Below are 25,273 nucleotides of genomic sequence, written 5' to 3' on the forward strand. Positions count from 1 at the left end.
TGACGTGTCAGGAAGGCTTCTCCGCCTGGCCTGCACGGCGGCGACGATGGCCGGCACGGTCCTCGCACCGCTGCCCGCCACGGCCGCGCCCGAGCCCGGCGACCGCACCGTCGCCGAACTGCTGACGGACCTTCAGGCTCGCTACCGGCAGGCCGAACAGGCCACCGAGACCTACAACGCCACCGCCGAGCAGCTCCGCAGGCAGCGCGCCGAGGTGGTCCGCCTGGACGGCGCACTGGCCCGAGCCCGCCTCCGCCTGCACGACAGCCGGGGCGCGGCGGGCCGTCTCGCCCGGCAGGAGTACCAGAACAGCACGGACATCTCCCCCTACGTACGGCTGCTGCTGGCCCGCGATCCTCAGCATGCCCTCGACCAGAGCCATGTGATCGGCCGGCTGGCGCGGGAGCGCGCCGAGACGGTGGGCCGGCTGACCGGCACCGAGCAGAAGGCCGACGACCTGGCCCGCAAGGCCCGCAAGGCCCTCGACGACCAGCTCACCCTCGCCGCCCGGCAGCGGCGGCAGCGCGACGACGTACGCGGGAAGCTCCACGAGGTGGAACGACTGCTCGCCTCCGTCACCCCCGAACAGCTCGGCCGGCTACGGGACTTGGAAGCGAGCGGCGTGGACGAGGCGCAGCGGCGGCTGGTGGCGTCCGGGGCGCTGGGCCCCGAGCGCGCCCCCTCCCCGGAGGGCGACCGGGCCTTGCGCTACGCCACCGAACAGCTCGGGAAGCCGTACGAGTGGGGCGCCGAGGGACCGGAGTCGTACGACTGCTCGGGCCTGACCGCGCAGGCCTGGGCGCAGGCGGGCCGGCCCATCCCCCGGACCAGCCAGGAGCAGTGGGCGCGGCTGCCGAAGGTCCCGCTGACCGATCTGCGCCCCGGCGACCTGGTGGTCTACTTCCCCCAGGCGACGCACGTGGCGATGTACCTGGGGGACGGGAAGGTGATCGAGGCTCCGCGGACCGGCGAGCGGGTCGAGGTCTCGCCGGTCGCGTCGTACCCGATCCTCGGAGCCGTACGCCCGGACGGCGCTCTGACCGAGGCCCCGGACGAAGCCCCGGACCAGGCCCCGGATCAGGCCCCGGTCACGGAGGCGAGGTAGGCCTGCGTCTTCTCCGGCTCGTAGAAGAAGTTCTCGAAGTCGGCCGGGTCGTTGAACGCGTTGGCGAACCGGTCGGCGACCGGCTGGAGCTGGCCGGCCGCGCCGATGAGGTTCAGCACGTGCTCCGGCGGCGGCGCGAGCATCGCGTTCGTCCACTTGGTGACGTGCTGGGCGGTCTGCCAGTACCGGTCGAACGTGGCCTGCATCCACTCCTCGTCGAACGGCTTGTCCTCGCGCTCGATGATCGAGGCGAGGTAGGCGGCCGCGCACTTGGAGGCGGAGTTGGAGCCCTGCCCGGTGATCGGGTCGTTGGCGACGACGACGTCCGCGACGCCGAGGACCAGCCCGCCGCCGGGCAGCCGGCCGATGGGGTTGCGGACGGTGGGCGCGTAGCGGCCGGCGAGCGTGCCGCCGGCGTCGGTCAGCTCGACCTTGGTGGCCCGGTCGTACTCCCAGGGCAGGAACTTCTCCATGAGTTCCAGGGTCAGGGAGAGGTGCTCCTCCGGGTCCTTGACGCCGTTGAACACGTCGAGCGGGCCGCCGGGTATGCCCTCCCAGAACAGGATGTCCGCGCGGCCGGACGTGGTGAGGGTCGGCATGACGAACATCTCGCCGACGCCGGGCACCAGGTTGCAGCGGACGGCGTCGTAGTCCGGGTGCTCCGGGCGCGGGCCGAGCCCGTGGACGTAGGCCACCGCCAGCGCGCGCTGCGGCTCGCTGTAGGGGGAGCGGGAGGCGTCCCGGCCGAACATCTGCACCAGCTCGCCCTTGCCGGCCGAGACCAGCACCAGGTCGTAGGCGCGGGAGAAGTAGTCGAGGTCGCCGACCGCCGCGCCGTGGATGACGAGCTGGCCGCCGCGCTGCGCGAACGTCTCCATCCAGCCGGACATCTTCACCCGCTGGTCGACCGACTGGGCGTACCCGTCGAGCTTGCCCACCCAGTCGATCGCGCGCTGGGACGGTCCGGGGTCGAAGGAGCCCGGGGCCGCCACCGAGACGCCGAGTCCTTCGATCTTCGGGGCCTGGGACTCCCAGAAGTTCAGCTGGAGATCGCGCTCGTGCTGCAGCGCCGTGTGGAACATGCACTGCGTCGACATGACCCGGCCGGTGCGGATCTCGTCCGCGGTCCGGTTCGACATCAGGGTGACCTCGTACCCGTGGGACTGGAGTCCGAGGGCGAGCTGGAGTCCGGACTGGCCGGCTCCGACGACGAGTATCTTCCGCATGCGGGTGAGCTCTCCTAGGGACGACGGGGGCGACGAAGGACTACGGGGGACGACGAAGGACGACAGGGGGCGGGGAAGGACGACAGGGGACTACGAAGGACGGCAGGTGACGACCGGAGGGGACTACCCGGGTGTTTCCTCGAGGGCGTGCGCCACCAGGGACAGCAGGGTCTCGACCACCGAGATCCGGCGCCGCGCGTCCATGACCATGACCGGTATGTGCGCGGGGATGGTGAGTGCCTCCCGCACGTCCTCCGGCTCGAACAGCTCGCTGCCGTCGAAGTGGTTGACGGCCACGACGTACGGCAGTCCGCAGCTCTCGAAGTAGTCCAGCGCCGGGAAACAGTCCTTCAGCCGGCGGGTGTCGGCCAGCACGACGGCGCCGATCGCGCCGCGCACCAGGTCGTCCCACATGAACCAGAACCGCTGCTGGCCCGGCGTGCCGAACAGGTAGAGCACCAGGTCGTCGTCGAGCGTGATGCGGCCGAAGTCCATGGCCACGGTGGTGGTCAGCTTGCCGGGCGTGGCGGTGAGGTCGTCGTGCTCCTCGCTCGCCTCCGTCATCAGCGCCTCGGTCTGCAGGGGCGTGATCTCGGAGACGGTGGTGACCAGCGTGGTCTTGCCCACGCCGAAGCCGCCGGCCACGACTATCTTCGTGGCGATCGGTGCACGGGTGCGGTCCGTCTGCCAGGATTTCAGGTCCTCGTCCGGTTCGGCGAGGGGGGAGACGCCACGAGCGGCGTCAGAGACGGCGGAGTCCACTCAGCACCCTTTCCAGCAGAGCGCGGTCCGGACGGCCGGTGCCGTGACCGGTTCCCGTGCCGTACACGCGGATCTTTCCCTGGTCCGCGAGGTCGCTGAGGAGCACGCGGACCACGCCGAGCGGCATCTTCAGCAGCGCGGCGATCTCGGCCACCGTGCGCATGCGGCGGCACAGTTCGACGATGGCCCGCATCTCCGGCATGACCCGGGTGGTGAGGGAACCATTCGTCAGCTCCTTGCGCTCCTCCGGAGCCTCCAGCGCCGCCACGAACGTCTCCACGAGGAGGACGTGGCCGAAGCGGGTACGGCCGCCGGTGAGCGAGTAGGGACGGACGCGGGCGGGCTTGCGGTCGCCGCCGCGGACCGGCAGGTGCTTCTTGCTGTTCTTCGGCGCACTGGTCATCGGGGACTCCCCGCGGACTGCGACTCCAGGGATTTTCGTAGCTCGCTGCGGAGTTCGGGCGTCAGCACGTGGCCGGCGCGGCCGACGAACAGGGCCATGTGGTAGGCCACCACGCTCATGTCGCAGTCCGCCGCGCCGTGCACGCCCAGCAGCGAGCCGTCGCTGATCGACATCACGAACAGGCTGCCCTCGTCCATCGCGACCATCGTGTGCTTCACGCCGCCGAAGTCCATCAGCTTGGCGGTGCCGACGGTGAGGCTGCCGATGCCGGAGACGACGGTGGCCAGGTCGGCGGCGGAGCCGCGGGGTCCGCCGGCCGTGCCGGTCTTCGTCTGCCGGGCCTCCTCGTTGCGTCCGGGGTCCGAGGACAGCAGCAGCAGACCGTCGGAGGAGACCACCGCGACCGACTGGATGCCCGGCACCTCCTCGACGAGGTTGGTCAGCAGCCAGTGCAGGTTACGGGCCTCACTGCTCAGTCCGAAGGTACTGGGCGCGGTCAACTGCTTGCCTCCTCGACTGTGCCCCCCGTGGCTTGTTCGGGTGTGGGTGCCGCTGTCTCCGGCGTCCGGTTCTGGCCGGTCCGTTCAGCGATCTCCGCCGACACGTCGCGGTATCCGGCCTCCGCCCCCCGGCGGAAGCCGCCGAGCCTGCGGCGCAGGGCATCGGCGTCGACGGAACCGCTCCGGGGGCGTGGAACCTCGGCGGGTGCGGTGATCTTCGGGGTCCGCTTGGGCAGACCCTTGTCGGTGACGGGCTCCTCGTCCGCGGTACGGGTGTGTTCCGCCGCGGCGGCGCCCTCGCCGGGTACGGGCCGGCCGGCGCCGTCGGCGCCGCTCGTGCCGCCTGTGCCGTCCTCGCGGTCGGGCGCGGACGGCTGCTGCGGGGCTTCCGCGTCGGACGCCGGGTGGGTGTGGGTCGGGTCCTCCTCCTCGGGCGGCGCCGGGAGCAGGAGCTCCATCGTGGTCTCGGCGGGCCGCTCGCGAACCGCTTCCGGCTCGCCGACGGCGTCAGCGTTCCCCGCGCCGACGCCCGCCGCTCGCGCGGTCGCTTCCGCGGGCTCTCCCGCGGCCTCTTCCCCGGTCTCTCCCGCGACCCCCGCCGCGGCCGCCCGCGCGGCCGGGTCCGCACTCTCGTGCGCGGTCCCTTCCGCGGTCTCTTCCAGCGCCTCCGGCACGTCCGGCGCGTCCGGCGCCGGCCGCTCCCCGCGTACGGCCGCGTCCGCGTCCGCGTCGGCGGCGCCCCGCTCGCGCACCGCCTTCTCCGCCAGCGCCACCAGCGGGTCGCCGGAGTCGGAACGGCCGTGCAGCACATTGGAGTTGGCCTCGGCGTCCGCGCCGGGCAGGGAGAAGGAGGCGGCGGTGCCCGGTCCGGGCTCGGCGGACGCCGGCACGGCTGCCGACGGCGCGGCCGCCAGCAGCGGGGTGGGCAGGACCACGACCGCGGCGATGCCGCCCTGCTTCTGGTCGCGCAACTGGACGCGCACGCCGTGCCGGTGGGCGAGACGGGCGACGACGTAGAGGCCGAGGCCGAGGCCGTCCTCGCCCTCCTGGTCGTACGGCGACTCCGGGTCGAACTCGGCCAGGCGGGCGTTGAGGCGGGTCATCCGCTCGGGGGTCATGCCGATGCCCTCGTCCTGGACGGAGAGCATGACCTCGCCGTTCTCCAGCAGCCAGCCGGAGACCTCGACCGGCAGGTCGGGCGGGGAGAACGCGGTGGCGTTCTCCATGAGTTCGGCCAGCAGGTGGGACAGGTCGTCGGCGGCGAATCCGGCCACATGCGCGTGCGGCGGCAGCGCGGCGATGCGGACGCGCTCGTAGCGCTCGATCTCGCTGACCGCGGCGCGGACGACGTCGACGAGCGGCACGGGACCGGCGTGCTGCTGGACGTGCTCGGTGCCGGCGAGGACGAGGAGGTTCTCGCTGTGCCGGCGCATGACCGTGGCGAAGTGGTCGAGCTTGAACAGGGTGGAGAGGCGGTCGGGGTCCTGCTCCCGCTCCTCCAGGCCCTCGATGACGGCGAGTTGCCGTTCGACCAGGCCGAGCGTGCGCAGGGCGAGGTTGACGAAGGTGCCGCCGATGCTGTCCCGCAGCCGTCCCAGCTGGGCGGCGGAGTCGGCGAGTTCGGTGCGCAGTTCCTCGCGGGCGTCCGCCATCTTCTGCCGCTGGCCGACCAGGTGCTTGCGGTCCGCCTCCAGGGTGGCGATGCGCTCGTGGAGGGCGACGGCGCGCGCGTGCAGGGCGTTGACGGAGCGGACGGCCTGGGCGAACTCGTCGTTGCGGCCGGTGAACTTGACGGGTTCCTCGGCGGTCGGGTCCTCGGCCTGCGCGAGCCGGGCCGAGCCGAGGCGCAGCACGGCGAGCGGGCGGGTCAGCGTGCGGGCCATGGCGGTGGCGACGCCGACGGCGAGCAGCATGAGGGCACCGAGGGCGGCGATGCGGATCTCCAGCGCGGTGACATCGTCGTCGCGCAGCTGGGCGAGGTCCTTGGTGCGGCGTTCGTACAGGGCGGACTCCACGCCCCGCATCGCGTCGATGCGGGCGGACAGCGCGGCGTCGAGCTTCCCGGTGGGGGTGGAGAGTTCGGAGTCGGACAGCGTCGGCTGGTCGGTGAGAGAGGCGAGGTACTTCTCCGCGGAGTTCACCTCGGGACCGGTGACGGTGGAGTCGTACGACGTCCGGGCGGCCTTGGCGGCGCTCTCGCGGAAGCCGGCGAGTGCGGCGTCGGAGCGCAGGCGGGCCTGGACCGCGGCGGCGGTCAGGGCGTCGCGCCGCTTGGCGTCGGCGGACGTGGACGTGGTGGTCGTCGTGGGCAGGCCGGTGACCGGGCTGATGACGGTCTGCGTGGTCGTGGGCACGTTCAGCGCCGCCAGCAGCAGCCCGCGGGCGGCGGCGGCCTGCTGTACGGCGGAGTCGAGCTCGGCGAGGGCGTACGCGCCCGATCCGGCGCGCGGCGGCATCTGCTCGGCCAGCCGCTCCGCGAGCCGGTGCAGCTCGGTGACGGCGCCGGAGTAGGCGTCGTGCGCCTCCAGGGCGCTGCTCTTGCCGGTGAGCGCGGCCCGGCGCAGGGCGGCGATGCCGTCGAGGTCGCCGCGCAGGGAGGCGGGGACGCCCGGGTCGCCGCGCAGCTCCTCGACCTGCCGGTCGACGCGGGCGCTGCGCTGCTCGGTGGGCGCCTTCGACTTGGGCCGCCCGGCGGCGATGTACGAGGTCACCTCGTCCCGCTCGTCGGCGAGGGCGTGCGCGAGGGCGAGGGCGTCCTGCGTCTGCTCGGCGAGGGTGACCAGGTCCTGGGAGTCCTTCAGCTGAGCGGAGGCGGCCAGGACGGCGGGGGCTCCGGCCCCGGCTATGGCGGCCGCCACGACCGCCACGGCGACGATGAGCCGGTTGCGCACATGGGTGCGTCGGCCCTTTCCGGTGACGGTGTCGGGAGTGCCGGGCGTGCGCTCCGCGCCCGCTGCGGGGTCCGTCTGCTTGCCTGTGCGACGAGGCCGCGTCTTCTGCACCGGTGCTCGCATTCCTGACTCGTGTTACCCATGGGCCCGGGTGACGTTCCGTCAGCAGGTGCCGACTGCGCGTGTGCCCGGTACGGTCCCCGACCCTCCCAGTGCCGGTGGGCGGTGGCCGCGCATCACCTGACCCGCCACCCGAAGGAGTGAACATCGGAGGGGAGTTGGCGGGCAAGTTCCTCTGACCGTTGCACCGGTCCTGTGCGGCGGGCCGGTTGGACGTCTGCGGCGGGCGGTGGCAATATTTGCCGCCACGCATTCCCGGAGTGGCGAATTCCCCCGCAAAACAGACGCCTGACCTGCGAGAGGATGTCAGCCCGGCGACGATTGCCAGCCTTTCGTGAACCTCGTGAAGGGCTCGTGCAGACTGGCTGAATGCGTACGGAACTTGCCTCGGAGCCGGGCGACCACACCCTCGCCAACGAGGACTTCGCCGCTGTCGTCCTGCCCGCTTCGGGACAGGGTGGCGCCCTGGTGGTCCTGGACGGGGTGACGCCGCCGAAGGGCGGGAGCGGGTGTCTGCATTCGGTCCCCTGGTACACCGCGCGGCTGGGCGGTGCGCTGACCGAACTGACCCTTTCCCTCCCGGATGTTCCGCTCTCGCGGGCCCTGTCCCGGGCCATCGCGCGCACCGCCGAGTCACACGCGCAAACCTGTGACCTTTCTCACCCACGAACACCACAGGCGACGGTGGTCGTGGCGCGCTGGTCGACGCGGCAGGTGGAGTACCTGGTCCTGTCGGACTCCGTCCTGCTGGTGGAGTCGCCGGACGGTTCGGTCACGGCCCTGCTGGACGACCGGCTGTCGCGGCTGCCCCGCTCCGCCCTGGCGACGGACGCCCTGGTCGACGCCCACGTCCGCAACAAGGAGGGCGGGTTCTTCACGGCGGCGGCGGATCCGTCGGTGGCGGACCGGGCGGTGACGGGCATGCTGCCGCGCGACCACGTGCGGTCGCTGGCCGCGCTCACGGACGGGGCGGCGAGGTGGGTGGAGCGGTTCGGGGAAGGAGACTGGACGGACTGCCTGAGACTCGTGCGCGAGCACGGCGCGCGGACACTGCTGAACCGCGTACGGGCCCTGGAATCCGCCGACAGCCGGCAGCCGTCCTCACGCCGCGGCAAGCCGCACGACGACGCGACGGTGGTGTACGCGGAACTCTGACCCCGCCGACCCGGCAGGCTGGTTCCACGGCCGCACCACCGCACGACGCACGACCGGAGAGGACGGCACGAGGCCCATGTCCCTGCCCAGCATCCTGGCGGTCTTCGCGCACCCGGACGACGAGTCCCTGTCGGCCGGCGGGCTGCTCGCACGGTACGCGGCGGCCGGCGCCCGCACCGCGGTGGTCACGGCGACCTGGGCGGCGGGCACCCGTCGCGCCGAAGAACTGGCCGACGCGCTGCGCATCCTCGGCGCCGCTCCCCCGCGCCTGCTCGGCTACGCGGACGCCCGCGCCCCGCAGTCGGCGCCCGGCGCCGCACGGTTGTGTGACGCGCCGCTCGACGAGGCGGTGGGCCGACTGGTCGCGCACGTACGGGAGTTCCGCCCGGACATCGTCGTCACCCACGACCCCTGCGGCGGGCTGACCGGCCATCCCGACCACGTCCACACCCACCGGGTGACGGTGCTCGCGGCCCAGGCCGCCGGGCTGGCCGGTCTCCATCCGGACGCCGGCGCACCCTGGCTGCCGGACTCGGTCCTCCTGGCCACCCACCCCGACTCCGCCGCGCGGGACCTGGGCGCCCGCCTGGTCCGCACGGGACGGGTCCTCCACAGCGTTCCGGACAGCTGGGTCGGCGTGACCGTCGACGTCCGTCCGTGGCTGGAGCGGAAGATCGCCGCCGTCATGGCCCACCGCAGCGAGGTGGCGCGGGGAGCCCTGCCCGGGCGGCTGGCCGCCCTCCCCGCGGCCGAGCGGGAGGAACTGCTGGCCACCGAGTGGTACGTGCACCACCCGCTCGCCCCGGCGGCGCCGTCGGCCGGGCGGGACCCGCTCGGGCCTCGGGCTACCGCTCCATCCCACGGTTCAACTGACCGAGCAGGCGCGCCAGTTCGGCCACCTCTCGGCGGTCCCAGTGGGCCAGCTGACTGACGTAGCGGGCCCGGCGCGCCTCGCGGACCATGCCGACCCGGCCGCGGCCCTCCTCGGTGAGGTGGACCAGCCAGGCCCGTCCGTCGGCGGGGTCGGGCTCGCGGGCGACCAGGCCCAGTTCCTCCAGGGCGCGCAGCTGGCGGGACATGGTGGCCTTGCCGACGCCGATGTAGGCGGCCAGTTCCGTCGCCCGCTGGCGGCCGTGCTCGTCCAGCCGCACGAGGAGGCCGTAGGCGGCCGGTTCCAGGTCCGGGTGGACCTCGCGGGCCATCTCGCCCTGGCTGGCGCGGGCCCGCCGCAGCAGAACCGTCAGTTCGCGCTCCAGGGACAGGTACTCCTGGTCCGCGCCGCTCGGTGACGCCTGCGACTCAGCTCGGCGTCCGCCGCCGTTTCCGCCTTCGTGCACGTCAGTCCCTGCCTCGGTTTTCCCAGTACTGAAAGTTTCCGCCGAACGCCGTCATCGCCGCAGCTCGGCAAGTATTTCGCAGGCTTAGACCAACGGCAGCCTCCGGTCCCCCTTCCCAGCCGCCGGTCTACGTGCGTAGCTTCTTCAGCAGCCCCGAATGGCATGCTCACGCCATTCTCGTCGGCGCCCGGCCGGTCAGCGCCGGCGCCTTCCAGCACCTCCCCCCACCCCAACCCCCCGCACCCCCACTCCCGATCCCCCACCACCCCGACCGAGCATCACCGAGCCTTCGGAGGCACGTCATGCCCGTGCACAGACCCGGACCGCTCCATCCCCGGCGCCTCTTCCTCGCCGGGCTCCTGCTCGCCGCCCTCTCCCTCGTCCTCGCCGTGCCGGCGTCCGCCGCGGGCACGCCCGCCCGCGGCTCCGCCTACATGGGCATGGGCGTCCTGGCCCACGACGGCAGCGCCGGCACCCCCACCACCGGTGACGCCACCCAGACGGAGGGCGTCGACGTCTCCGGCTACCAGGGAAACGTCGACTGGTCGACCCTCTGGAACAGCGGGGTCAGGTGGGCCTACACCAAGGCCACCGAGGGGACGTACTACACGAACCCCTACTTCGCGCAGCAGTACAACGGCTCGTACAACGTGGGCATGATCCGCGGCGCCTACCACTTCGCGACCCCGGACACCACCAGCGGCGCGACCCAGGCCAACTACTTCGTGGACCACGGCGGCGGCTGGTCCGGGGACGGCAAGACCCTCCCGGGCGCGCTCGACATCGAGTGGAACCCCTACGGCGCCGCCTGCTACGGCAAGTCGGCGGCCGCGATGGTGAGCTGGATCGCCGACTTCCTGAACACGTACAAGTCCCGCACGGGCCGCGACGCCGTGATCTACACGGCCACCAGCTGGTGGACCCAGTGCACCGGCAACTACGGCGGCTTCGCCTCCAACAACCCGCTGTGGATCGCGCGGTACGCCTCCGACCCGGGGACGCTGCCGGCCGGATGGTCGTACTACACGATGTGGCAGTACACCTCGTCCGGGCCGACGGTCGGCGACCACGACAAGTTCAACGGCGCGCTCGACCGGGTGCAGGCGCTCGCGAACGGCTGACGCACCACCCCGCACGCTGACGCCCCGCGCGCCGATGCCCCGTCCCGCACATGGGAGCGGCCCGGGCCTCCCTCACGAGAACCCGGGCCTTCCCTCATCCGATGGCGTCCTCCCCCAGCGCCAAAAGCCTGGGAGGTGCCCCCACCGCCGCCACCGGAACCTCCGGCTCCGCGCCGCTCGCGGCGGGCGCGAGGGCCAGCTCCAGGACCTGGCGGACGTCGGTGACGGCGTGCACGTCGAGCTTGTCCAGCACCTCCGCCGGGACGTCGTCCAGGTCGGGCTCGTTGCGCTTGGGGATGATGACCGTGGTCACGCCCGCCCGCTGCGCCGCGAGCAGCTTCTGCTTCACCCCGCCGATCGGCAGCACCCGGCCGGTCAGCGACACCTCGCCGGTCATCGCCACGTCGGTGCGGACCAGTCGGCCGGACAGCAGCGAGGCCAGCGCGGTCGTCATCGTGACGCCGGCGCTCGGGCCGTCCTTGGGGACCGCGCCCGCCGGGAAGTGGATGTGCACGCCCCGGTCCTTCAGGTCCGCCACCGGCAGCTCCAGCTCGGCGCCGTGGCTGCGCAGGAAGCTCAGCGCGATCTGCGCCGACTCCTTCATCACGTCGCCCAGCTGACCGGTCAGGGTCAGGCCCGCCGCGCCCGTCTCCGGGTCCGCGAGGGACGCCTCGACGAACAGGACGTCACCGCCGGCCCCGGTGACCGCCAGGCCCGTCGCCACGCCGGGCACCGCGGTGCGGCGCTCGGCCGGGTCCTGGGCCGCCTCCGGCACGTGGTGCGGCCGGCCGATCAGCCCGCGCAGATCGTCCGCGCGGACGGTGAACGGCAGCTCGCGCCGGCCGAGTTCGTGCTGCGCGGCGATCTTGCGCAGCAGCCGGGCGATCGACCGCTCCAGGGTGCGCACCCCCGCCTCGCGCGTGTACTCGCCGGCGAGCTTGCGCAGCGCGCCCTCGTCCAGGGTCACCTCGTCCTCGGCGAGGCCGGCCCGCTCCAGCTGGCGCGGGAGCAGGTGGTCGCGGGCGATGACGACCTTCTCGTCCTCGGTGTAGCCGTCCAGCCGGACCAGTTCCATACGGTCCAGGAGCGCCTCCGGGATGGCCTCCAGGACGTTGGCGGTGGCGAGGAAGACGACGTCGGACAGGTCGAGTTCGACCTCCAGGTAGTGGTCGCGGAAGGTGTGGTTCTGCGCCGGGTCCAGGACTTCGAGGAGGGCCGCCGCGGGGTCGCCGCGGAAGTCGGAGCCGACCTTGTCGATCTCGTCGAGCAGGACGACCGGGTTCATCGAACCGGCCTCCTTGACCGCGCGGACGATGCGGCCGGGCAGCGCGCCGACGTAGGTGCGCCGGTGGCCGCGGATCTCCGCCTCGTCACGGACGCCGCCGAGAGCGACGCGGACGAACTTGCGGCCCATGGCGTGCGCCACGGACTCGCCGAGCGAGGTCTTGCCGACGCCGGGCGGGCCGACCAGAGCGAGCACGGCGCCTCCGCGCCGGCCGCCGACGACGCCCAGGCCCCGGTCGGCGCGGCGCTTGCGGACCGCGAGGTACTCGGTGATCCGCTCCTTCACGTCTTCCAGACCGGCGTGCTCGGCGTCCAGGACCGCCTTGGCGCCCTGGATGTCGTAGGCGTCCTCGGTGCGCTCGTTCCACGGCAGTTCGAGGACGGTGTCCAGCCAGGTGCGGATCCAGGAGCCCTCGGGCGACTGGTCGGAGGACCGCTCCAGCTTGTCGACCTCCTTCAGGGCCGCCTCGCGGACCTTCTCCGGCAGGTCGGCGGCCTCGACGCGGGCCCGGTAGTCGTCGGACTCCTCGCCCTCCTTCTCACCGTTGAGCTCGCGCAGCTCCTTGCGGACGGCCTCCAGCTGACGGCGCAGCAGGAACTCCCGCTGCTGCTTGTCCACGCCTTCCTGGACGTCCTTGGCGATGGTCTCGGCGACGTCCTGCTCGGCGAGGTGGTCACGCAGCTGCTGGGTGGCCAGCTTCAGACGGGCGACCGGGTCGGTGGTCTCCAGGAGCTGGATCTTCTGCTCGGTGGTCAGGAACGGCGAGTAACCGGAGTTGTCGGCGAGCGCGGAGACGTCGTCGATGGCCTGGACCCGGTCGACGACCTGCCAGGCGCCGCGCTTGCGCAGCCAGGCGGTGGCGAGCGCCTTGTACTCCTTGACCAGTTCGACCGCGTGGCCCGGGAGCGGGTCGGGCACCTTCTCGTCGATCCGCGTGCCCTCGACCCACAGCGCCGCACCCGGGCCGGTGGTGCCCGCGCCGATCCGTACGCGGCCACGGCCGCGGACCAGCGCACCCGGGTCACCGTCCGCCAGCCGGCCGACCTGCTCGACGGTGCCGAGCACACCGGTGCCCGCGTAGGTCCCGTCGACGCGGGGCACCAGGAGCACCCTCGGCTTCCCCGGCTCGGAGCGGGCGGCGGCCTGGGCGGCCTCCACCGCTGCGCGCACATCGGCGTCGCTCAGGTCCAGCGGAACCACCATCCCGGGCAGCACGACCTCGTCGTCGAGCGGCAGCACAGGCAGGGCGAGCGGTGTGAACGCCTCGGACTCAGCAGCCATGATCTCCCCTTCGGCAGTCAAGTTGAGCTATGCCGACTCAATGCTCGAGGGCTCCGCGTTGTTCCCCGGGGCCTGTTCGCCGAGAGCGATCACCCGCGCCACCACGGACGACGGGCCGTCTATCGTCTCGGAGTAATAGACAGCCAAGGCTTCCATCTATTACGTGGAGAGATCGTGGACGGGATCGTGCGGGCGTGGGTGGACGGGTGGGTCGTGTCCCGCGGGGCGGCGCCGCCCGTGTCCGAGCCCTGGGGCTGCACGATCGACGTGGGCCTGGACGGTCATGTCACGCGGCACGTCTTCGGCACGGTCGGCGACGCCGTCCCCGAGCGGGCCGTGCGAGAGGTGGCGGACTCGGTGGCGGGGGCCGGGGTGTGGCTGAAGGTGTTCCAGGACCCGGGGACGGTGAGGCGGTGGCTCGACGAACGGTGGTGGATCGACCCCGAGACCGGCTGGCTGATGACGGTCCCGCTGGCGCGGCCCGCCCCGTCGCCGCCGACCCCGCCCGCCGGCTACCGGCTGCGCACCTGGACGCGCGGCGGCGTCACCCGCGCGATGGTCGCCGCCGCCGACGGCTCTTGGGCGGCCCGCGGTCAGATCACGCCCACCGGCGCGACCGCGACCCTGGACCAGGTCGCCACCTCCCCCGCGCATCGCCGCCGCGGGCTCGGCGCCCTGGTGGTGCGGACGCTGGAGCGCGCGGCGGCCGAACAGGGCGCGCAGACCGGCGTACTGGCCGGGACCCCGGCCGGCCGAGCGCTGTACGAACGTCTGGGCTGGCGCGTGGTGGCGCCGCTGACCAGCGCGCGTTCACAGGGGAGGCCCTGAGGCGGGGGCGGCCGCACCGCGGTGACGCCATGACCGCGTTCCAGGCGTACGGCGACCGTCGCACCGCGCTCGCCCCGGCCGTTCACGCCTCCGCGGGCAGGCCCGTCCCCGCGGCGGTGAGTGACCGCAGGGTGCGGTCGAGGTAGGCGCGCAGCCGGCCGACCATGTCGAAGTTCCGGGAGTCGAGCACCCACTGCAACTGCAGGCCGTCCATGACGGCGGCCAGTTCGTGCGCCATGCCCACCGGGTCGGCGTCCGGCCGCAGTTCGCCGCTCTCGACGGCCCGGCGCAGCGTGGCGGAGAGGTGCTCCACGAGTCTGGCGTAGCGCTGGACGAAGTAGGCGTGCGCGGGGTGGCCGGGGTCGCCCGCCTCGGCGGCGAGGACGTTGAACATCCGGGTACGGCCCAACCGGATGCTGTTGTAGCGGGCGAGCCGCAGGACGGTGGTGAAGCATTCGAGGGCCGAGGCGAAGTCGTGGGAGAAGAACTTCTCCTCGTCGGCCTCGTCCGTGCGGGCGAGGACCTGCACCAGGAGGTCCTCCTTGCTGCGGAAGTGGTGCAGCAGGCCACCCTGCGTGATCCCGACGTCCTTGGCGATGCGGGCCAGGGAGGAGGCATGGAAGCCCCACTGGGCGAAGTGCTCGACAGCGGCGTCGAGGATGCGCAGCCGGCGCTCGTCGCCCACGGCGTAGGTGCCCCTGCCTGCGCCTGTGCGGGTGCCGCCGTTCTCCTTCTGGACCATGCCCGCCACGATAGCCGCGCCGACGGCGGGCGGGACGCGGCCCGGGGCACACGTCCGCGACCGTCGGTTACACGAGTAAGCGACATCACTTTTCAAGCCATGTGCAACGTGATTCAAGCCACGCGCAGAAAACCTACTACCCACTCGGTTTTGCTGCTTCCCTGGTCGCGCCGGTGCGGCGAAGAAGCCGCCCCCGTCCCCCATGGAGAGTCGCCATGGCCCTCAGCCACGACGCGCCGCTCGACGAGACGTCCTCCCCGACGCCCGCGTCCGCTCACGCGGGAGCATCCCTCTCGTCTCCCGCGCCCGCCGAACCGTCCGCCCCCGCCAAGCTGGTCTTCGGCCTGGTCTTCGCCCAGTTCGGCGCCTATCTCGCCGTCCTCACCCCGGTGGTGGTGACCCTCGCCCTGCGGGTCTCCCAGATCGTGCCGGAGACCGACCGCGGCGCCGCCCTCGGCCAGGTACTGTCCGTCGGCGCCCTGCTGGCGATGCTCGGCAACCCCGTCTTCGGCGCCCTGTCCGACCGCACCACCAGCCGGTTCGGCCGCCGGCGCCCGTGGCTGATCGGCGGCATGCTGGCCGGCCTCGCGGGCCTGCTGGTGGTGGCCCTCGGCGGCAGCATCCCGGTCCTCATGCTCGGCTGGGCCCTGGCACAGCTCGGCATCAACGCCGCCCTGGCCGCCCTGACGTCGACCATTCCCGACCTGATCCCTGCGCACCAGCAGGCCCGGGTCTCCGGCCTGGTCGGCATGACGATCTCGCTGTCGCTGATCGGCGGATCGGCGCTGGCGCAGCTGTTCAGCGACTCGATGGCGCTCGCCTTCCTCGTCCCCGGCGTCATCGGGGTCGTCGCGGTCGGCTACCTGGCCGCCGTGATGAAGGACCGCCCGGCCCGCGCCGGCGCCTTCGAGCCGTACTCCGTCAAGGAGTTCCTGCGCAGCTTCTGGGTGAACCCGCGCCGCCACCCCGACTTCGCGTGGAACTTCGCCGGACGCTTCCTGGTCTTCACCGGCGCCTCCTGCGTGACCAGCTACCAGGTGTACTTCCTGATGGACCGCCTCGGTTACGGCGCGGACGAGGTCACCGACAAGGTGTTCGCGGGCACCCTGGCGATGGTCGCGGCCACCGTGCTGGGCTCCCTCGTCGGCGGCCAGCTCTCCGACCGCTCCGGCCGCCGCAAGCCGTACGTGCTGGGCGCCTCGCTGGTGATGGGCGTCAGCCTCGGGATGATCGCCTCGGCCCAGTCCTTCGGGACGTACGTCGCCGCCCTGGTCGTCTTCGGCTTCGGCGAGGGTCTCTACCTGTCCGTCGACATGGCGCTGGCGGCCGCGGTGCTGCCCAACCCCGAGGAGTCCGCCAAGGACATGGGTGTACTGAACATCGGCAACGCCCTGCCCCAGTCCCTCGTGCCCATCGTCGCCCCGTCCCTGCTGGCGATCGGCGGCGGCGGAAACTACGGCGCGCTGTTCCTCTTCGGCGCGATCGCCGCCGTACTGGGAGCGCTCGCCGTGCAGTTCGTGCGCTCGGTCAAGTAACTCGTCCCGTACTCGAGGAATCCAAGGAATCCGCCGATGCCCAGCCCCACGTACCGCGATCCGGCCCGACCCGTCGACGAGCGGGTCGAGGACCTGCTGTCCCGCATGACCCTGGCGGAGAAGGCGGGCCAGCTCTTCCACACCATGCTCGCCATGGGACCGGGCGGCACGCTCGCCGAGGAGCCGGGCGCCTTCCTTCCGCACGGCACCACCGAGCTGGTCGTCGGCCGCCACCTGACCCACTTCAACCTGGTGGGCCAGGCCGGCGCCCGCGAGACGGCCCAGTGGGCCAACCGGCTGCAGGAGCTGGCGGCGGACACCCGCCTGGGCATCCCGGTCACCCTGTCCACCGATCCGCGCCACGCCTTCACCGACAACCCGGGCGCCTCCTTCCTCGCCGGTGACTTCTCGGCCTGGCCGGAGCCGCTGGGGCTGGCCGCGATCGGGGACGCGGAGCTGGTGCAGCGGTTCGCGGACACCGTGCGCCGCGAGTACCTGGCGGTGGGCTTCCGGGTGGCCCTGCATCCGCAGATCGACCTGGCCACCGAGCCGCGCTGGTCGCGCCAGTCCGGGACGTTCGGCTCCCGCGCGGAGACGGCGGCCGAACTCGTCCGGGCGTACGTGCGCGGTCTGCAGGGCCCGCGGCTCGGGCCGGGTTCGGTCGCCGCGATGGTCAAGCACTTCCCCGGCGGCGGCCCGCAGAAGGACGGCGAGGACCCGCACTTCCCCTACGGCAAGGAGCAGGTGTACCCGGGCGGGATGCGCGAGTACCACCTGGCGCCCTTCGTGGCCGCCGTCGAGGCCGGGTGCTCGCAGATGATGCCGTACTACGGCAAGCCCGTCGGCACCGACTGGGAGGAGGTCGGCTTCGGCTTCAACCGGGACGTCCTGACAGGTCTGCTGCGCGAGCGGCTCGGCTTCGGAGGCGTCGTCTGCACCGACTGGGGCCTGCTCACCGACGCGGACATCATGGGCGAGCCGCACCCGGCGCGGGCCTGGGGCGCGGAGCACCTGAGCGTCGCCGAGCGCGCGGCGAAGGCGCTGGACGCGGGGGTCGACCAGTTCGGCGGCGAGCAGTGTCCCGAGGTGATCGTGGAGCTGGTCCGCTCGGGCCGGGTGAGCGAGGAGCGCCTCGACGTCTCCGTACGGCGGCTGCTGCGCGAGAAGTTCGTCCTCGGACTGTTCGAGAACCCGTACGTCGACCCCGACCGGGCCGAGGAGATCGTCGGGGCGCGTGAGTTCCGGGCGCTCGGCGAGGCCGCCCAGCGCCGGTCGCTGACCGTCCTGACCGACCGGGACGCCCTGCTGCCGCTGCGTGGCCGGCCCGGCCTGTACGTCCGGGGGGTGAGCGAGCGGACGGCCGCGGCGTACGGGGACGTGGTCGCCGATCCGGCCGCCGCGGACGTGGCCGTGCTGCGGCTGCGCACCCCCTACGAGGCGCGGCCCGGCGCCTTCGAGTCGTTCTTCCACTCCGGCTCGCTGGCCTTCCCCGAGGACGAACTCAAGGAGATCCTGCGACTGCTGGACACGGTGCCGACCGTGGTGTGCGTCAACCTCGAACGGCCCGCGGTGCTCCCGGAGATCGCCGAGCGGGCGGCCGCGCTGGTCGCCGACTTCGGGGCGTCGGACGCGGCTCTGCTGGACGTCGTGTTCGGGCGGGCGCGGGCCGAGGGCCGGCTGCCGTTCGAGCTGCCGCGGTCGATGGCGGCGGTGGCGGACACCCGCCCGGACGTGCCCGACGACACGGCCGACCCGGTGTTCCCGTACGGGCACGGCCTGGACGTCTGAGGCTTCCGGGGCCCGGCCCGTGGGGGCCCGGGGCCTGGGCCCGGCCCGTGGGCGGGCGGCCGGGGCCTGTGCCGCCCGGCCCCTGGCCCCGGCTGCGACTGCAGCTGCGACTGCAGCTGCGGCTGCGGCTGCGGCTGCGACCCCAGCCACCACCCCGGCCGCGGCGCACGCGTCGTGCGGACACCCACAATTCCCGTGGCCGTAGCGCCGTGTTCGTGCAGGATGGGCCCATGACCGCCACCTACGACACCCCCGTGGTCCTGGATCGCCGTGAGGGCCCCTACGGCGAGGTCGTGCTGCGCCGGCACGGCGAGTTGCTGCAGATCATCGCCAACGGCTGCTTCCTGATGGACACCTCCGACGGCCGCTCCGAGCGGCTGCTCGTCGACGCCGCGCTGGACGCCCTCGGCACCCGCGCCGAACCGCACGTGCTGATCGGCGGACTCGGCGTCGGCTTCTCGCTCGCACACGCCGCGGCGAACCCCCGCTGGGGCGCGATCACCGTCGTGGAACGCGAACACGCGATCACCGACTGGCATCTGCGCGGCCCCCTGTCGGCACTCTCGTCGCGGGCCGTGGCCGACCCGCGCACCCGCATCGTCGAGGCGGACCTGGTCGACCACCTCCGTGAGACGTCCGCCACGTACGACGCCCTGTGCCTGGACATCGACAACGGACCCGGCTGGACCGTCACCGAGGGCAACGAAAGCCTCTATTCGCCGGCCGGACTGGCAAGCTGTGCAAGGGTGTTGAGACCGGGCGGGGTTCTCGCGGTGTGGTCGGCCGAGCCCTCCCCGGAATTCGAAGAAACCTTGCGGAATGCCGGGTTCTCACAGGTGCGTACCGAAGAGGTCCCCGTTGCCCGGGGCGTTCCCGACGTCGTGCACCTCGCCGTCCGACCTGGATAGCAAAGAAACGGTGACTCCCCGTACGCTGCTGCCCTGACGCCGATCATTCAAGCGTCGATCGCAGGCATGCGCAGACCTGTGCAAGTGCAGACATGTGCAAGTAACGGATTCACCCCACGGATTCCGGAAAGCAACTCAGGGGCGGGCGATGGAGCAGACACACACCTCGCACAACGGCACGACCACGACCCCGGGCGCGCAGCGCCGGGTGCTGGTGGTCGAGGACGATCCGACGATCGTCGACGCCATCGCGGCCCGCCTGCGCGCCGAGGGTTTCCTCGTGCAGACCGCCGGCGACGGTCCGGCCGCCGTCGACACCGCCGAGGCCTGGCAGCCCGATCTGCTGATCCTCGACATCATGCTGCCCGGCTTCGACGGACTGGAGGTCTGCCGCCGCGTGCAGGCCGCCCGTCCGGTGCCGGTGCTGATGCTCACCGCGCGCGACGACGAGACCGACATGCTGGTCGGGCTCGGCGTGGGCGCCGACGACTACATGACCAAGCCGTTCTCCATGCGGGAGCTGGCCGCGCGGGTGCACGTGCTGCTGCGCCGGGTGGAGCGGGCCGCGCTGGCCGCGGCGACGCCGCGGAGCGGCATCCTGCGCCTGGGCGAGCTGGAGATCGACCACGCGCAGCGACGGGTGCGGGTGCGCTCGGAGGACGTGCACCTCACGCCCACCGAGTTCGACCTCCTGGTCTGCCTGGCGAACACCCCGCGCGCGGTGCTCTCCCGCGAGCAGCTGCTGGCGGAGGTGTGGGACTGGGCGGACGCCTCCGGCACCCGGACCGTCGACAGCCACATCAAGGCGCTGCGCCGGAAGATCGGCGCCGAGCGGATCCGCACGGTGCACGGCGTGGGTTACGCGCTGGAGACCCCGAACCCGTGAGCGGCGGGCCGGCCGCACGGAGAGGCCCCGGGGAGGAACCCTGGGGCGGCGTACGCCCGTTCTCGATCAAGACCAAGCTGGGCGTGCTGGTCGTCGTCTCGGTGCTGATCACCACGGGTCTGCTGATGATCGCGGTGCGCACGGAGACCGAGCTGCGCTTCATCACGGTGTTCTCGATGATCGCCACGCTGCTGATCACGCAGTTCGTCGCGCACTCGCTCACCGCGCCGCTGGACGAGATGAACGCGGTGGCCCGGTCCATCTCGCACGGCGACTACACGCGCCGGGTGCGCGAGAACCGGCGGGACGAACTGGGCGACCTGGCCCAGACGATCAACCGTATGGCCGACGACCTGGAGGCCCAGGAACGGCAGCGCAAGGAGCTGGTCGCGAACGTCTCGCACGAGCTGCGCACGCCCATCGCGGGCCTGCGCGCGGTGCTGGAGAACATCGTGGACGGCGTCTCGCCCGCCGACCCCGAGACCATGCGCACGGCCCTGACCCAGACGGAGCGGCTCGGGCGTCTGGTGGAGACGCTGCTCGACCTGTCCCGGCTGGACAACGGCGTCGTTCCGCTGCGCAAGCGGCGCTTCGAGGTGTGGCCGTACCTGTCGGGCGTGCTGAAGGAGGCCAACATGGCCGTGCCCGCCCGCGCGGGCATCGCCTCCGGCTCCGGCAGCCACACCCGCACGGACGTCCATCTGCACCTCGACGTCTCCCCGCCCGAACTGACCGCGCACGCCGACCCGGAGCGCATCCACCAGGTGGTCGCCAACCTGATCGACAACGCGGTCAAGCACAGCCCGCCGCACGGCCGGGTGACCGTCAAGGCCCGGCGCGGCGCGCAGCCGGAGTCGCTGGAGCTGGAGGTGCTGGACGAGGGTCCCGGCATCCCCCGCTCGGAGTGGCACCGGGTCTTCGAGCGCTTCAACCGGGGCGACGGGGGCGCGTCGAAGGGGCCGGGCAGCGACGGCGGCACGGGCCTCGGCCTGGCGATCGCCCGCTGGGCGGTGGACCTGCACGGCGGCCGGATAGGAGTGGCCGAATCTGCGCGGGGTTGCCGGATTCTGGTCACTCTTCCGGGAGAGACTTCCGTACCAAGTTGACGTAAAGTCCGAACCGGAGTCCCAAGATCCACCGGACGTTCGCGCTGCCGGACACGTGTGATCAGGACAAGGCCCGCAAGCGCTGCTTCCAGGGCCCGCACCGTCACACCCCGGCGTCCCCCTCATACAGCGGAACCACGCTTGTTTCCCGCCGTTTCGAGCCCCGAAACACCCTTCGCAATGTGACTTACGCGACGTTGAACCGGCCCGGACTGACCTTCGCCGCCGGGGAGGCGTAGCCTTGATTCCCGCTGTCCATCACCTTGTGAAGCGGAAGAGGGCGGTTGCCGCCGTGTCGCCACAGTCCCCCAGTAACTCAAGCTCCTCCACCCTTCGGGCAGGAGGCGCGTCTACGACCGACGCCGACCAAGCGGGCAAGAACCCCGCTGCCGCGTTCGGTCCCAATGAGTGGCTCGTCGACGAGATCTATCAGCAGTACCTCCAGGACCCGAATTCGGTAGACCGCGCCTGGTGGGACTTCTTCGCCGACTACAAGCCGGGGGCGCCCGCCTCCTCGGCTACGGCGGGTGCTGCGGCCGCGGGGGCCGCAGGGACCACCACCCCGGCACCGGCCGCCCCGGCCGCGCCCGCGGCTCCGGCCGCCGTTCCCGCTCCGGCCGCCGCGGCCCCGAAGCCCGCCGCCGCGGCTCCCGCCCCGGCCGCCGCTCCGGCTCCGGCTCCGGCCGCGGCTCCCGCGAAGGCCGCCCCGGCCGCGAAGCCCGCCGCGAAGCCGAAGGCGGAGCCCGCCGCGCAGGCCGCCGACGGCCCGGAGCTGGTGCCGCTGCGCGGCCCGTCCGCCGCGGTCGTCAAGAACATGAACGCCTCACTGGAGCTGCCCACGGCCACGTCCGTGCGCGCGGTCCCGGTGAAGCTGCTGTTCGACAACCGCATCGTCATCAACAACCACCTCAAGCGGGCCCGCGGCGGGAAGATCTCCTTCACCCACCTCATCGGCTACGCGATGGTGCGGGCCATCAAGGCCATGCCGTCGATGAACTGGTCGTTCGGCGAGAAGGACGGCAAGCCCGTCCTCGTCAAGCCGCCGCACGTCAACCTCGGCCTGGCCATCGACCTGGTGAAGCCCAACGGCGACCGCCAGCTCGTCGTGGCCGCCATCAAGAAGGCCGAGACGCTGAACTTCTTCGAGTTCTGGCAGGCCTACGAGGACATCGTCCGCCGCGCCCGCGACGGCAAGCTGACGATGGACGACTTCACCGGCGTCACGGTCTCCCTGACCAACCCCGGCGGCCTCGGCACCGTCCACTCGGTGCCGCGCCTGATGCCCGGCCAGTCGGTGATCATGGGCGTCGGCTCCATGGACTACCCGGCGGAGTTCCAGGGCACCTCCCAGGACACCCTCAACAAGCTCGGCATCTCGAAGGTCATGACGCTCACGTCGACCTACGACCACCGGGTGATCCAGGGCGCGGCCTCCGGCGAGTTCCTCCGCCAGGTCGCGAACCTCCTGCTCGGCGAGAACGGCTTCTACGACGACATCTTCGAGGCCCTGCGCATCCCCTACGAGCCGGTCCGCTGGCTCAGGGACATCGACGCCAGCCACGACGACGACGTCACCAAGGCCGCCCGCGTCTTCGAGCTGATCCACTCCTACCGGGTCCGCGGCCACGTCATGGCCGACACCGACCCGCTGGAGTACCGCCAGCGCAAGCACCCCGACCTGGACATCGTCGAGCACGGCCTCACCCTGTGGGACCTGGAGCGCGAGTTCGCCGTCGGCGGCTTCGCCGGCAAGTCGATGATGAAGCTGCGCGACATCCTCGGCGTGCTGCGCGACTCGTACTGCCGCACCACCGGCATCGAGTTCATGCACATCCAGGACCCCAAGCAGCGCAAGTGGATCCAGGACCGCGTGGAGCGCCCGCACTCCAAGCCGGAGCGCGAGGAGCAGCTGCGCATCCTGCGCCGGCTGAACGCGGCGGAGGCGTTCGAGACCTTCCTGCAGACGAAGTACGTCGGCCAGAAGCGCTTCTCGCTGGAGGGCGGCGAGTCCGTCATCCCGCTGCTCGACGCGGTGCTGGACAGCGCTGCCGAGTCGCGCCTGGACGAGGTCGTCATCGGCATGGCCCACCGCGGCCGCCTGAACGTGCTGGCGAACATCGTCGGCAAGTCGTACGCGCAGATCTTCCGAGAGTTCGAGGGCAACCTCGACCCGAAGTCGATGCACGGCTCCGGCGACGTGAAGTACCACCTGGGCGCCGAGGGCACCTTCACCGGCCTGGACGGCGAGCAGATCAAGGTCAGCCTGGTGGCCAACCCGTCCCACCTGGAGGCGGTCGACCCCGTCCTCGAAGGTGTGTCGCGGGCCAAGCAGGACATCATCAACAAGGGCGGCACGGACTTCACCGTGCTGCCGGTGGCGATCCACGGCGACGCGGCCTTCGCGGGCCAGGGCGTGGTGGCCGAGACCCTGAACATGTCGCAGCTGCGCGGCTACCGCACCGGCGGCACGGTCCACATCGTCATCAACAACCAGGTCGGCTTCACCGCGGCCCCCGAGTCCTCGCGTTCCTCGATGTACGCGACGGACGTGGCCCGCATGATCGAGGCCCCGATCTTCCACGTGAACGGCGACGACCCCGAGGCGGTCGTGCGGGTCGCGCGGCTGGCGTTCGAGTTCCGCCAGGCGTTCAACAAGGACGTGGTGATCGACCTCATCTGCTACCGCCGCCGCGGTCACAACGAGTCGGACAACCCGGCCTTCACCCAGCCGCTGATGTACGACCTGATCGACAAGAAGCGCTCGGTGCGCAAGCTGTACACCGAGTCCCTGATCGGTCGCGGCGACATCACCCTGGAAGAGGCCGAGCAGGCGCTGCAGGACTACCAGGGCCAGCTGGAGAAGGTCTTCACCGAGGTCCGCGAGGCCACCTCGCAGCCGGCGGCGGTGGCCACGTCCGACCCGCAGGCCGAGTTCCCGGTGGCGGTCTCCACGGCGGTCTCCACCGAGGTCGTCAAGCGGATCGCCGAGTCCCAGGTCAACATCCCCGACCACATCACCGTGCACCCGCGTCTGCTGCCGCAGCTGCAGCGCCGGGCGGCGATGGTCGAGGACGGCACCATCGACTGGGGCATGGGCGAGACCCTCGCGGTCGGCTCCCTGCTGCTGGAGGGCGTTCCGGTCCGGCTGGCCGGCCAGGACTCCCAGCGCGGCACCTTCGGCCAGCGCCACGCGGTGATCATCGACCGCAGCACCGGCGAGGAGTACACGCCGCTGCAGTACCTGGCGGAGGAGCAGGCGCGGCTGAACGTCTACAACTCCCTGCTGTCCGAGTACGCGGCGATGGGCTTCGAGTACGGCTACTCGCTGGCCCGCCCGGACGCGCTGGTGATGTGGGAGGCGCAGTTCGGTGACTTCGTCAACGGCGCGCAGACGGTCGTGGACGAGTTCATCTCCTCGGCGGAGCAGAAGTGGGGCCAGACCTCCGGCGTGACGCTGCTGCTGCCGCACGGCTACGAGGGCCAGGGCCCGGACCACTCGTCCGCCCGCCCGGAGCGCTTCCTGCAGCTCTGCGCCCAGAACAACATGACGGTCGCGATGCCGACCTCGCCGTCGAACTACTTCCACCTCCTGCGGTGGCAGGTGCACAACCCGCACCACAAGCCGCTGATCGTCTTCACCCCGAAGTCGATGCTGCGCCTGAAGGCCGCGGCCTCGAAGGCGGACGAGTTCACGACGGGCCAGTTCCGCCCGGTCATCGGCGACGAGTCGGTGGACCCGGCCGCGGTCCGCAAGGTCGTCTTCTGCGCGGGCAAGGTCTACTACGACCTGGACGCCGAGCGCCGCAAGCGCGGTGCGACGGACGCTGCGGCTGCCGAGACGGCGATTGTCCGCATCGAGCGCCTGTACCCGCTGGCGGGTGCCGAGCTCCAGGCGGAGATCGCCAAGTACCCGAACGCCGAGAAGTACCTGTGGGCCCAGGAGGAGCCGGCCAACCAGGGCGCCTGGCCGTTCATCGCCCTGAACCTGATCGACCACCTGGACCTGGCGGTCGGCGCGGACATCCCGGCCAGCGAGCGCCTGCGCCGCATCTCCCGCCCGCACTCCTCCTCCCCGGCGGTGGGTTCCGCGAAGCGGCACCAGGCCGAGCAGGAACAGCTGGTGCGCGAGGTGTTCGAGGCGTGAGCCGCTGAGTGTGAGCCGCTGAGCTGTCGGCTGTGGTGAGGCCCGGTCCCATGGGCGGCGCTTTCTAGGGGTCGTCGCAACACGTGGTCGTGTTGGTCAGGCCGCGAGCAGTTTATGCAGGCGCTCGGCTGGGGTTTCCCAGCCGAGCGT

General features: G+C 72.1%; 19 protein-coding genes. 11 read left to right on the forward strand and 8 right to left on the reverse strand.

What is annotated here, in order from left to right; genetic code table 11:
• The first annotated feature begins 4 nt into the window (after window positions 1-4).
• On the forward strand, window positions 5-1,105 hold the full coding sequence (locus ACZ5GT_RS26750; RefSeq protein ID WP_469031338.1) for a C40 family peptidase: 1,101 nt from the start codon (window positions 5-7) through the stop codon (window positions 1,103-1,105).
• Here the strand turns inward: ACZ5GT_RS26750 and ACZ5GT_RS26755 are convergent.
• From ACZ5GT_RS26755 to ACZ5GT_RS26775, 5 genes are all read right to left on the reverse strand, one after another.
• A complete protein-coding gene (locus tag ACZ5GT_RS26755) occupies window positions 1,078-2,331 on the reverse strand; it encodes a styrene monooxygenase/indole monooxygenase family protein (protein WP_469031341.1) in 1,254 nt (417 codons plus the stop codon). The genes ACZ5GT_RS26750 and ACZ5GT_RS26755 overlap by 28 nt on opposite strands.
• A gap of 123 nt (window positions 2,332-2,454) precedes the next feature.
• Window positions 2,455-3,093, reverse strand: a complete 639-nt coding sequence (locus tag ACZ5GT_RS26760) for a GTP-binding protein (protein WP_469031343.1) — start codon at window positions 3,091-3,093, stop codon at window positions 2,455-2,457.
• Window positions 3,074-3,496: a DUF742 domain-containing protein gene (locus tag ACZ5GT_RS26765; protein WP_360755441.1), complete on the reverse strand. Its 423-nt coding sequence runs from the start codon at window positions 3,494-3,496 to the stop codon at window positions 3,074-3,076. Before ACZ5GT_RS26765 ends, ACZ5GT_RS26760 begins: the two co-directional genes overlap by 20 nt.
• Window positions 3,493-3,996: a roadblock/LC7 domain-containing protein gene (locus tag ACZ5GT_RS26770; RefSeq protein ID WP_360755437.1), complete on the reverse strand. Its 504-nt coding sequence runs from the start codon at window positions 3,994-3,996 to the stop codon at window positions 3,493-3,495. The genes ACZ5GT_RS26765 and ACZ5GT_RS26770 overlap by 4 nt, the downstream gene beginning before the upstream one ends.
• Complete coding sequence (locus ACZ5GT_RS26775; protein ID WP_469031351.1) at window positions 3,993-6,998, reverse strand: sensor histidine kinase; 3,006 nt, start codon at window positions 6,996-6,998, stop codon at window positions 3,993-3,995. Before ACZ5GT_RS26775 ends, ACZ5GT_RS26770 begins: the two co-directional genes overlap by 4 nt.
• A gap of 378 nt (window positions 6,999-7,376) precedes the next feature.
• On the opposite strand from ACZ5GT_RS26775, the gene ACZ5GT_RS26780 reads away from it, so the two are divergent.
• Together ACZ5GT_RS26780 and ACZ5GT_RS26785 are read left to right on the forward strand one after the other, a co-directional pair.
• On the forward strand, window positions 7,377-8,162 hold the full coding sequence (locus ACZ5GT_RS26780; protein WP_469031353.1) for a protein phosphatase 2C domain-containing protein: 786 nt from the start codon (window positions 7,377-7,379) through the stop codon (window positions 8,160-8,162).
• Window positions 8,163-8,238: 76 nt separating this feature from the next.
• Window positions 8,239-9,093, forward strand: coding sequence for a PIG-L deacetylase family protein (locus tag ACZ5GT_RS26785; protein WP_469031356.1), 855 nt, complete (start codon window positions 8,239-8,241; stop codon window positions 9,091-9,093).
• Here ACZ5GT_RS26785 and ACZ5GT_RS26790 read toward each other — a convergent pair.
• Window positions 9,008-9,499 (reverse strand): MarR family winged helix-turn-helix transcriptional regulator, encoded by a 492-nt coding sequence (locus tag ACZ5GT_RS26790; RefSeq protein ID WP_469031360.1) that lies wholly within the window; start codon window positions 9,497-9,499, stop codon window positions 9,008-9,010. The two genes, ACZ5GT_RS26785 and ACZ5GT_RS26790, sit on opposite strands and share 86 nt — an antisense overlap.
• Before the next feature lie 302 nt (window positions 9,500-9,801).
• Here ACZ5GT_RS26790 and ACZ5GT_RS26795 point away from each other — a divergent pair, with 302 nt between their 5' ends.
• Window positions 9,802-10,620 carry a lysozyme gene (locus tag ACZ5GT_RS26795; RefSeq protein WP_469031363.1) on the forward strand — a complete coding sequence of 273 codons (819 nt, stop codon included), beginning with the start codon at window positions 9,802-9,804 and terminating at the stop codon, window positions 10,618-10,620.
• A 94-nt stretch (window positions 10,621-10,714) separates the two neighbouring features.
• Here ACZ5GT_RS26795 and lon read toward each other — a convergent pair whose 3' ends face one another.
• Window positions 10,715-13,186, reverse strand: coding sequence for an endopeptidase La (gene lon / locus ACZ5GT_RS26800; protein WP_469031367.1), 2,472 nt, complete (start codon window positions 13,184-13,186; stop codon window positions 10,715-10,717).
• A gap of 174 nt (window positions 13,187-13,360) precedes the next feature.
• Here lon and ACZ5GT_RS26805 point away from each other — a divergent pair, with 174 nt between their 5' ends.
• Window positions 13,361-14,014: a GNAT family N-acetyltransferase gene (locus ACZ5GT_RS26805; RefSeq protein ID WP_469031370.1), complete on the forward strand. Its 654-nt coding sequence runs from the start codon at window positions 13,361-13,363 to the stop codon at window positions 14,012-14,014.
• 82 nt (window positions 14,015-14,096) lie between these two features.
• Here ACZ5GT_RS26805 and ACZ5GT_RS26810 read toward each other — a convergent pair whose 3' ends face one another.
• The gene (locus ACZ5GT_RS26810) at window positions 14,097-14,756 is read right to left on the reverse strand and encodes a TetR family transcriptional regulator (protein ID WP_469031373.1); all 660 of its coding nucleotides are present in this window, start codon (window positions 14,754-14,756) and stop codon (window positions 14,097-14,099) included.
• Between the two features lie 215 nt (window positions 14,757-14,971).
• Here ACZ5GT_RS26810 and ACZ5GT_RS26815 point away from each other — a divergent pair, with 215 nt between their 5' ends.
• From ACZ5GT_RS26815 to ACZ5GT_RS26840, 6 genes are all read left to right on the forward strand, one after another.
• Entirely contained in the window at window positions 14,972-16,291 is a 1,320-nt protein-coding gene (locus ACZ5GT_RS26815; protein ID WP_469031375.1) for an MFS transporter, read from the forward strand.
• A gap of 36 nt (window positions 16,292-16,327) precedes the next feature.
• The gene (locus ACZ5GT_RS26820; RefSeq protein WP_469031378.1) at window positions 16,328-18,079 is read left to right on the forward strand and encodes a glycoside hydrolase family 3 protein; all 1,752 of its coding nucleotides are present in this window, start codon (window positions 16,328-16,330) and stop codon (window positions 18,077-18,079) included.
• Window positions 18,080-18,309: 230 nt separating this feature from the next.
• Window positions 18,310-18,987 (forward strand): spermidine synthase family protein, encoded by a 678-nt coding sequence (locus ACZ5GT_RS26825; protein ID WP_469031382.1) that lies wholly within the window; start codon window positions 18,310-18,312, stop codon window positions 18,985-18,987.
• A 148-nt stretch (window positions 18,988-19,135) separates the two neighbouring features.
• Window positions 19,136-19,873, forward strand: a complete 738-nt coding sequence (locus tag ACZ5GT_RS26830; protein ID WP_469031385.1) for a response regulator transcription factor — start codon at window positions 19,136-19,138, stop codon at window positions 19,871-19,873.
• On the forward strand, window positions 19,870-20,979 hold the full coding sequence (locus ACZ5GT_RS26835) for a HAMP domain-containing sensor histidine kinase (RefSeq protein WP_469031388.1): 1,110 nt from the start codon (window positions 19,870-19,872) through the stop codon (window positions 20,977-20,979). The genes ACZ5GT_RS26830 and ACZ5GT_RS26835 overlap by 4 nt, the downstream gene beginning before the upstream one ends.
• Window positions 20,980-21,271: 292 nt before the next feature.
• Entirely contained in the window at window positions 21,272-25,123 is a 3,852-nt protein-coding gene (locus ACZ5GT_RS26840; protein ID WP_469031390.1) for a multifunctional oxoglutarate decarboxylase/oxoglutarate dehydrogenase thiamine pyrophosphate-binding subunit/dihydrolipoyllysine-residue succinyltransferase subunit, read from the forward strand.
• Window positions 25,124-25,273 lie beyond the last annotated feature (150 nt).

The sequence above is a fragment of the Streptomyces sp. NPDC031340 genome (assembly GCF_055569945.1).

Excerpts from the sequence above, each read along its gene's own strand:
- ACZ5GT_RS26755 (WP_469031341.1), bottom strand. The coding sequence starts at position 2,331 with ATGCGGAAGATACTCGTCGTCGGAGCCGGCCAGTCCGGACTCCAGCTC.
- ACZ5GT_RS26765 (WP_360755441.1), bottom strand. The coding sequence starts at position 3,496 with ATGACCAGTGCGCCGAAGAACAGCAAGAAGCACCTGCCGGTCCGCGGC.
- ACZ5GT_RS26780 (WP_469031353.1), top strand. The coding sequence starts at position 7,377 with ATGCGTACGGAACTTGCCTCGGAGCCGGGCGACCACACCCTCGCCAAC.
- ACZ5GT_RS26785 (WP_469031356.1), top strand. The coding sequence starts at position 8,239 with ATGTCCCTGCCCAGCATCCTGGCGGTCTTCGCGCACCCGGACGACGAG.
- ACZ5GT_RS26795 (WP_469031363.1), top strand. The coding sequence starts at position 9,802 with ATGCCCGTGCACAGACCCGGACCGCTCCATCCCCGGCGCCTCTTCCTC.
- lon (WP_469031367.1), bottom strand. The coding sequence starts at position 13,186 with ATGGCTGCTGAGTCCGAGGCGTTCACACCGCTCGCCCTGCCTGTGCTG.
- ACZ5GT_RS26810 (WP_469031373.1), bottom strand. The coding sequence starts at position 14,756 with ATGGTCCAGAAGGAGAACGGCGGCACCCGCACAGGCGCAGGCAGGGGC.
- ACZ5GT_RS26815 (WP_469031375.1), top strand. The coding sequence starts at position 14,972 with ATGGCCCTCAGCCACGACGCGCCGCTCGACGAGACGTCCTCCCCGACG.
- ACZ5GT_RS26820 (WP_469031378.1), top strand. The coding sequence starts at position 16,328 with ATGCCCAGCCCCACGTACCGCGATCCGGCCCGACCCGTCGACGAGCGG.
- ACZ5GT_RS26825 (WP_469031382.1), top strand. The coding sequence starts at position 18,310 with ATGACCGCCACCTACGACACCCCCGTGGTCCTGGATCGCCGTGAGGGC.
- ACZ5GT_RS26830 (WP_469031385.1), top strand. The coding sequence starts at position 19,136 with ATGGAGCAGACACACACCTCGCACAACGGCACGACCACGACCCCGGGC.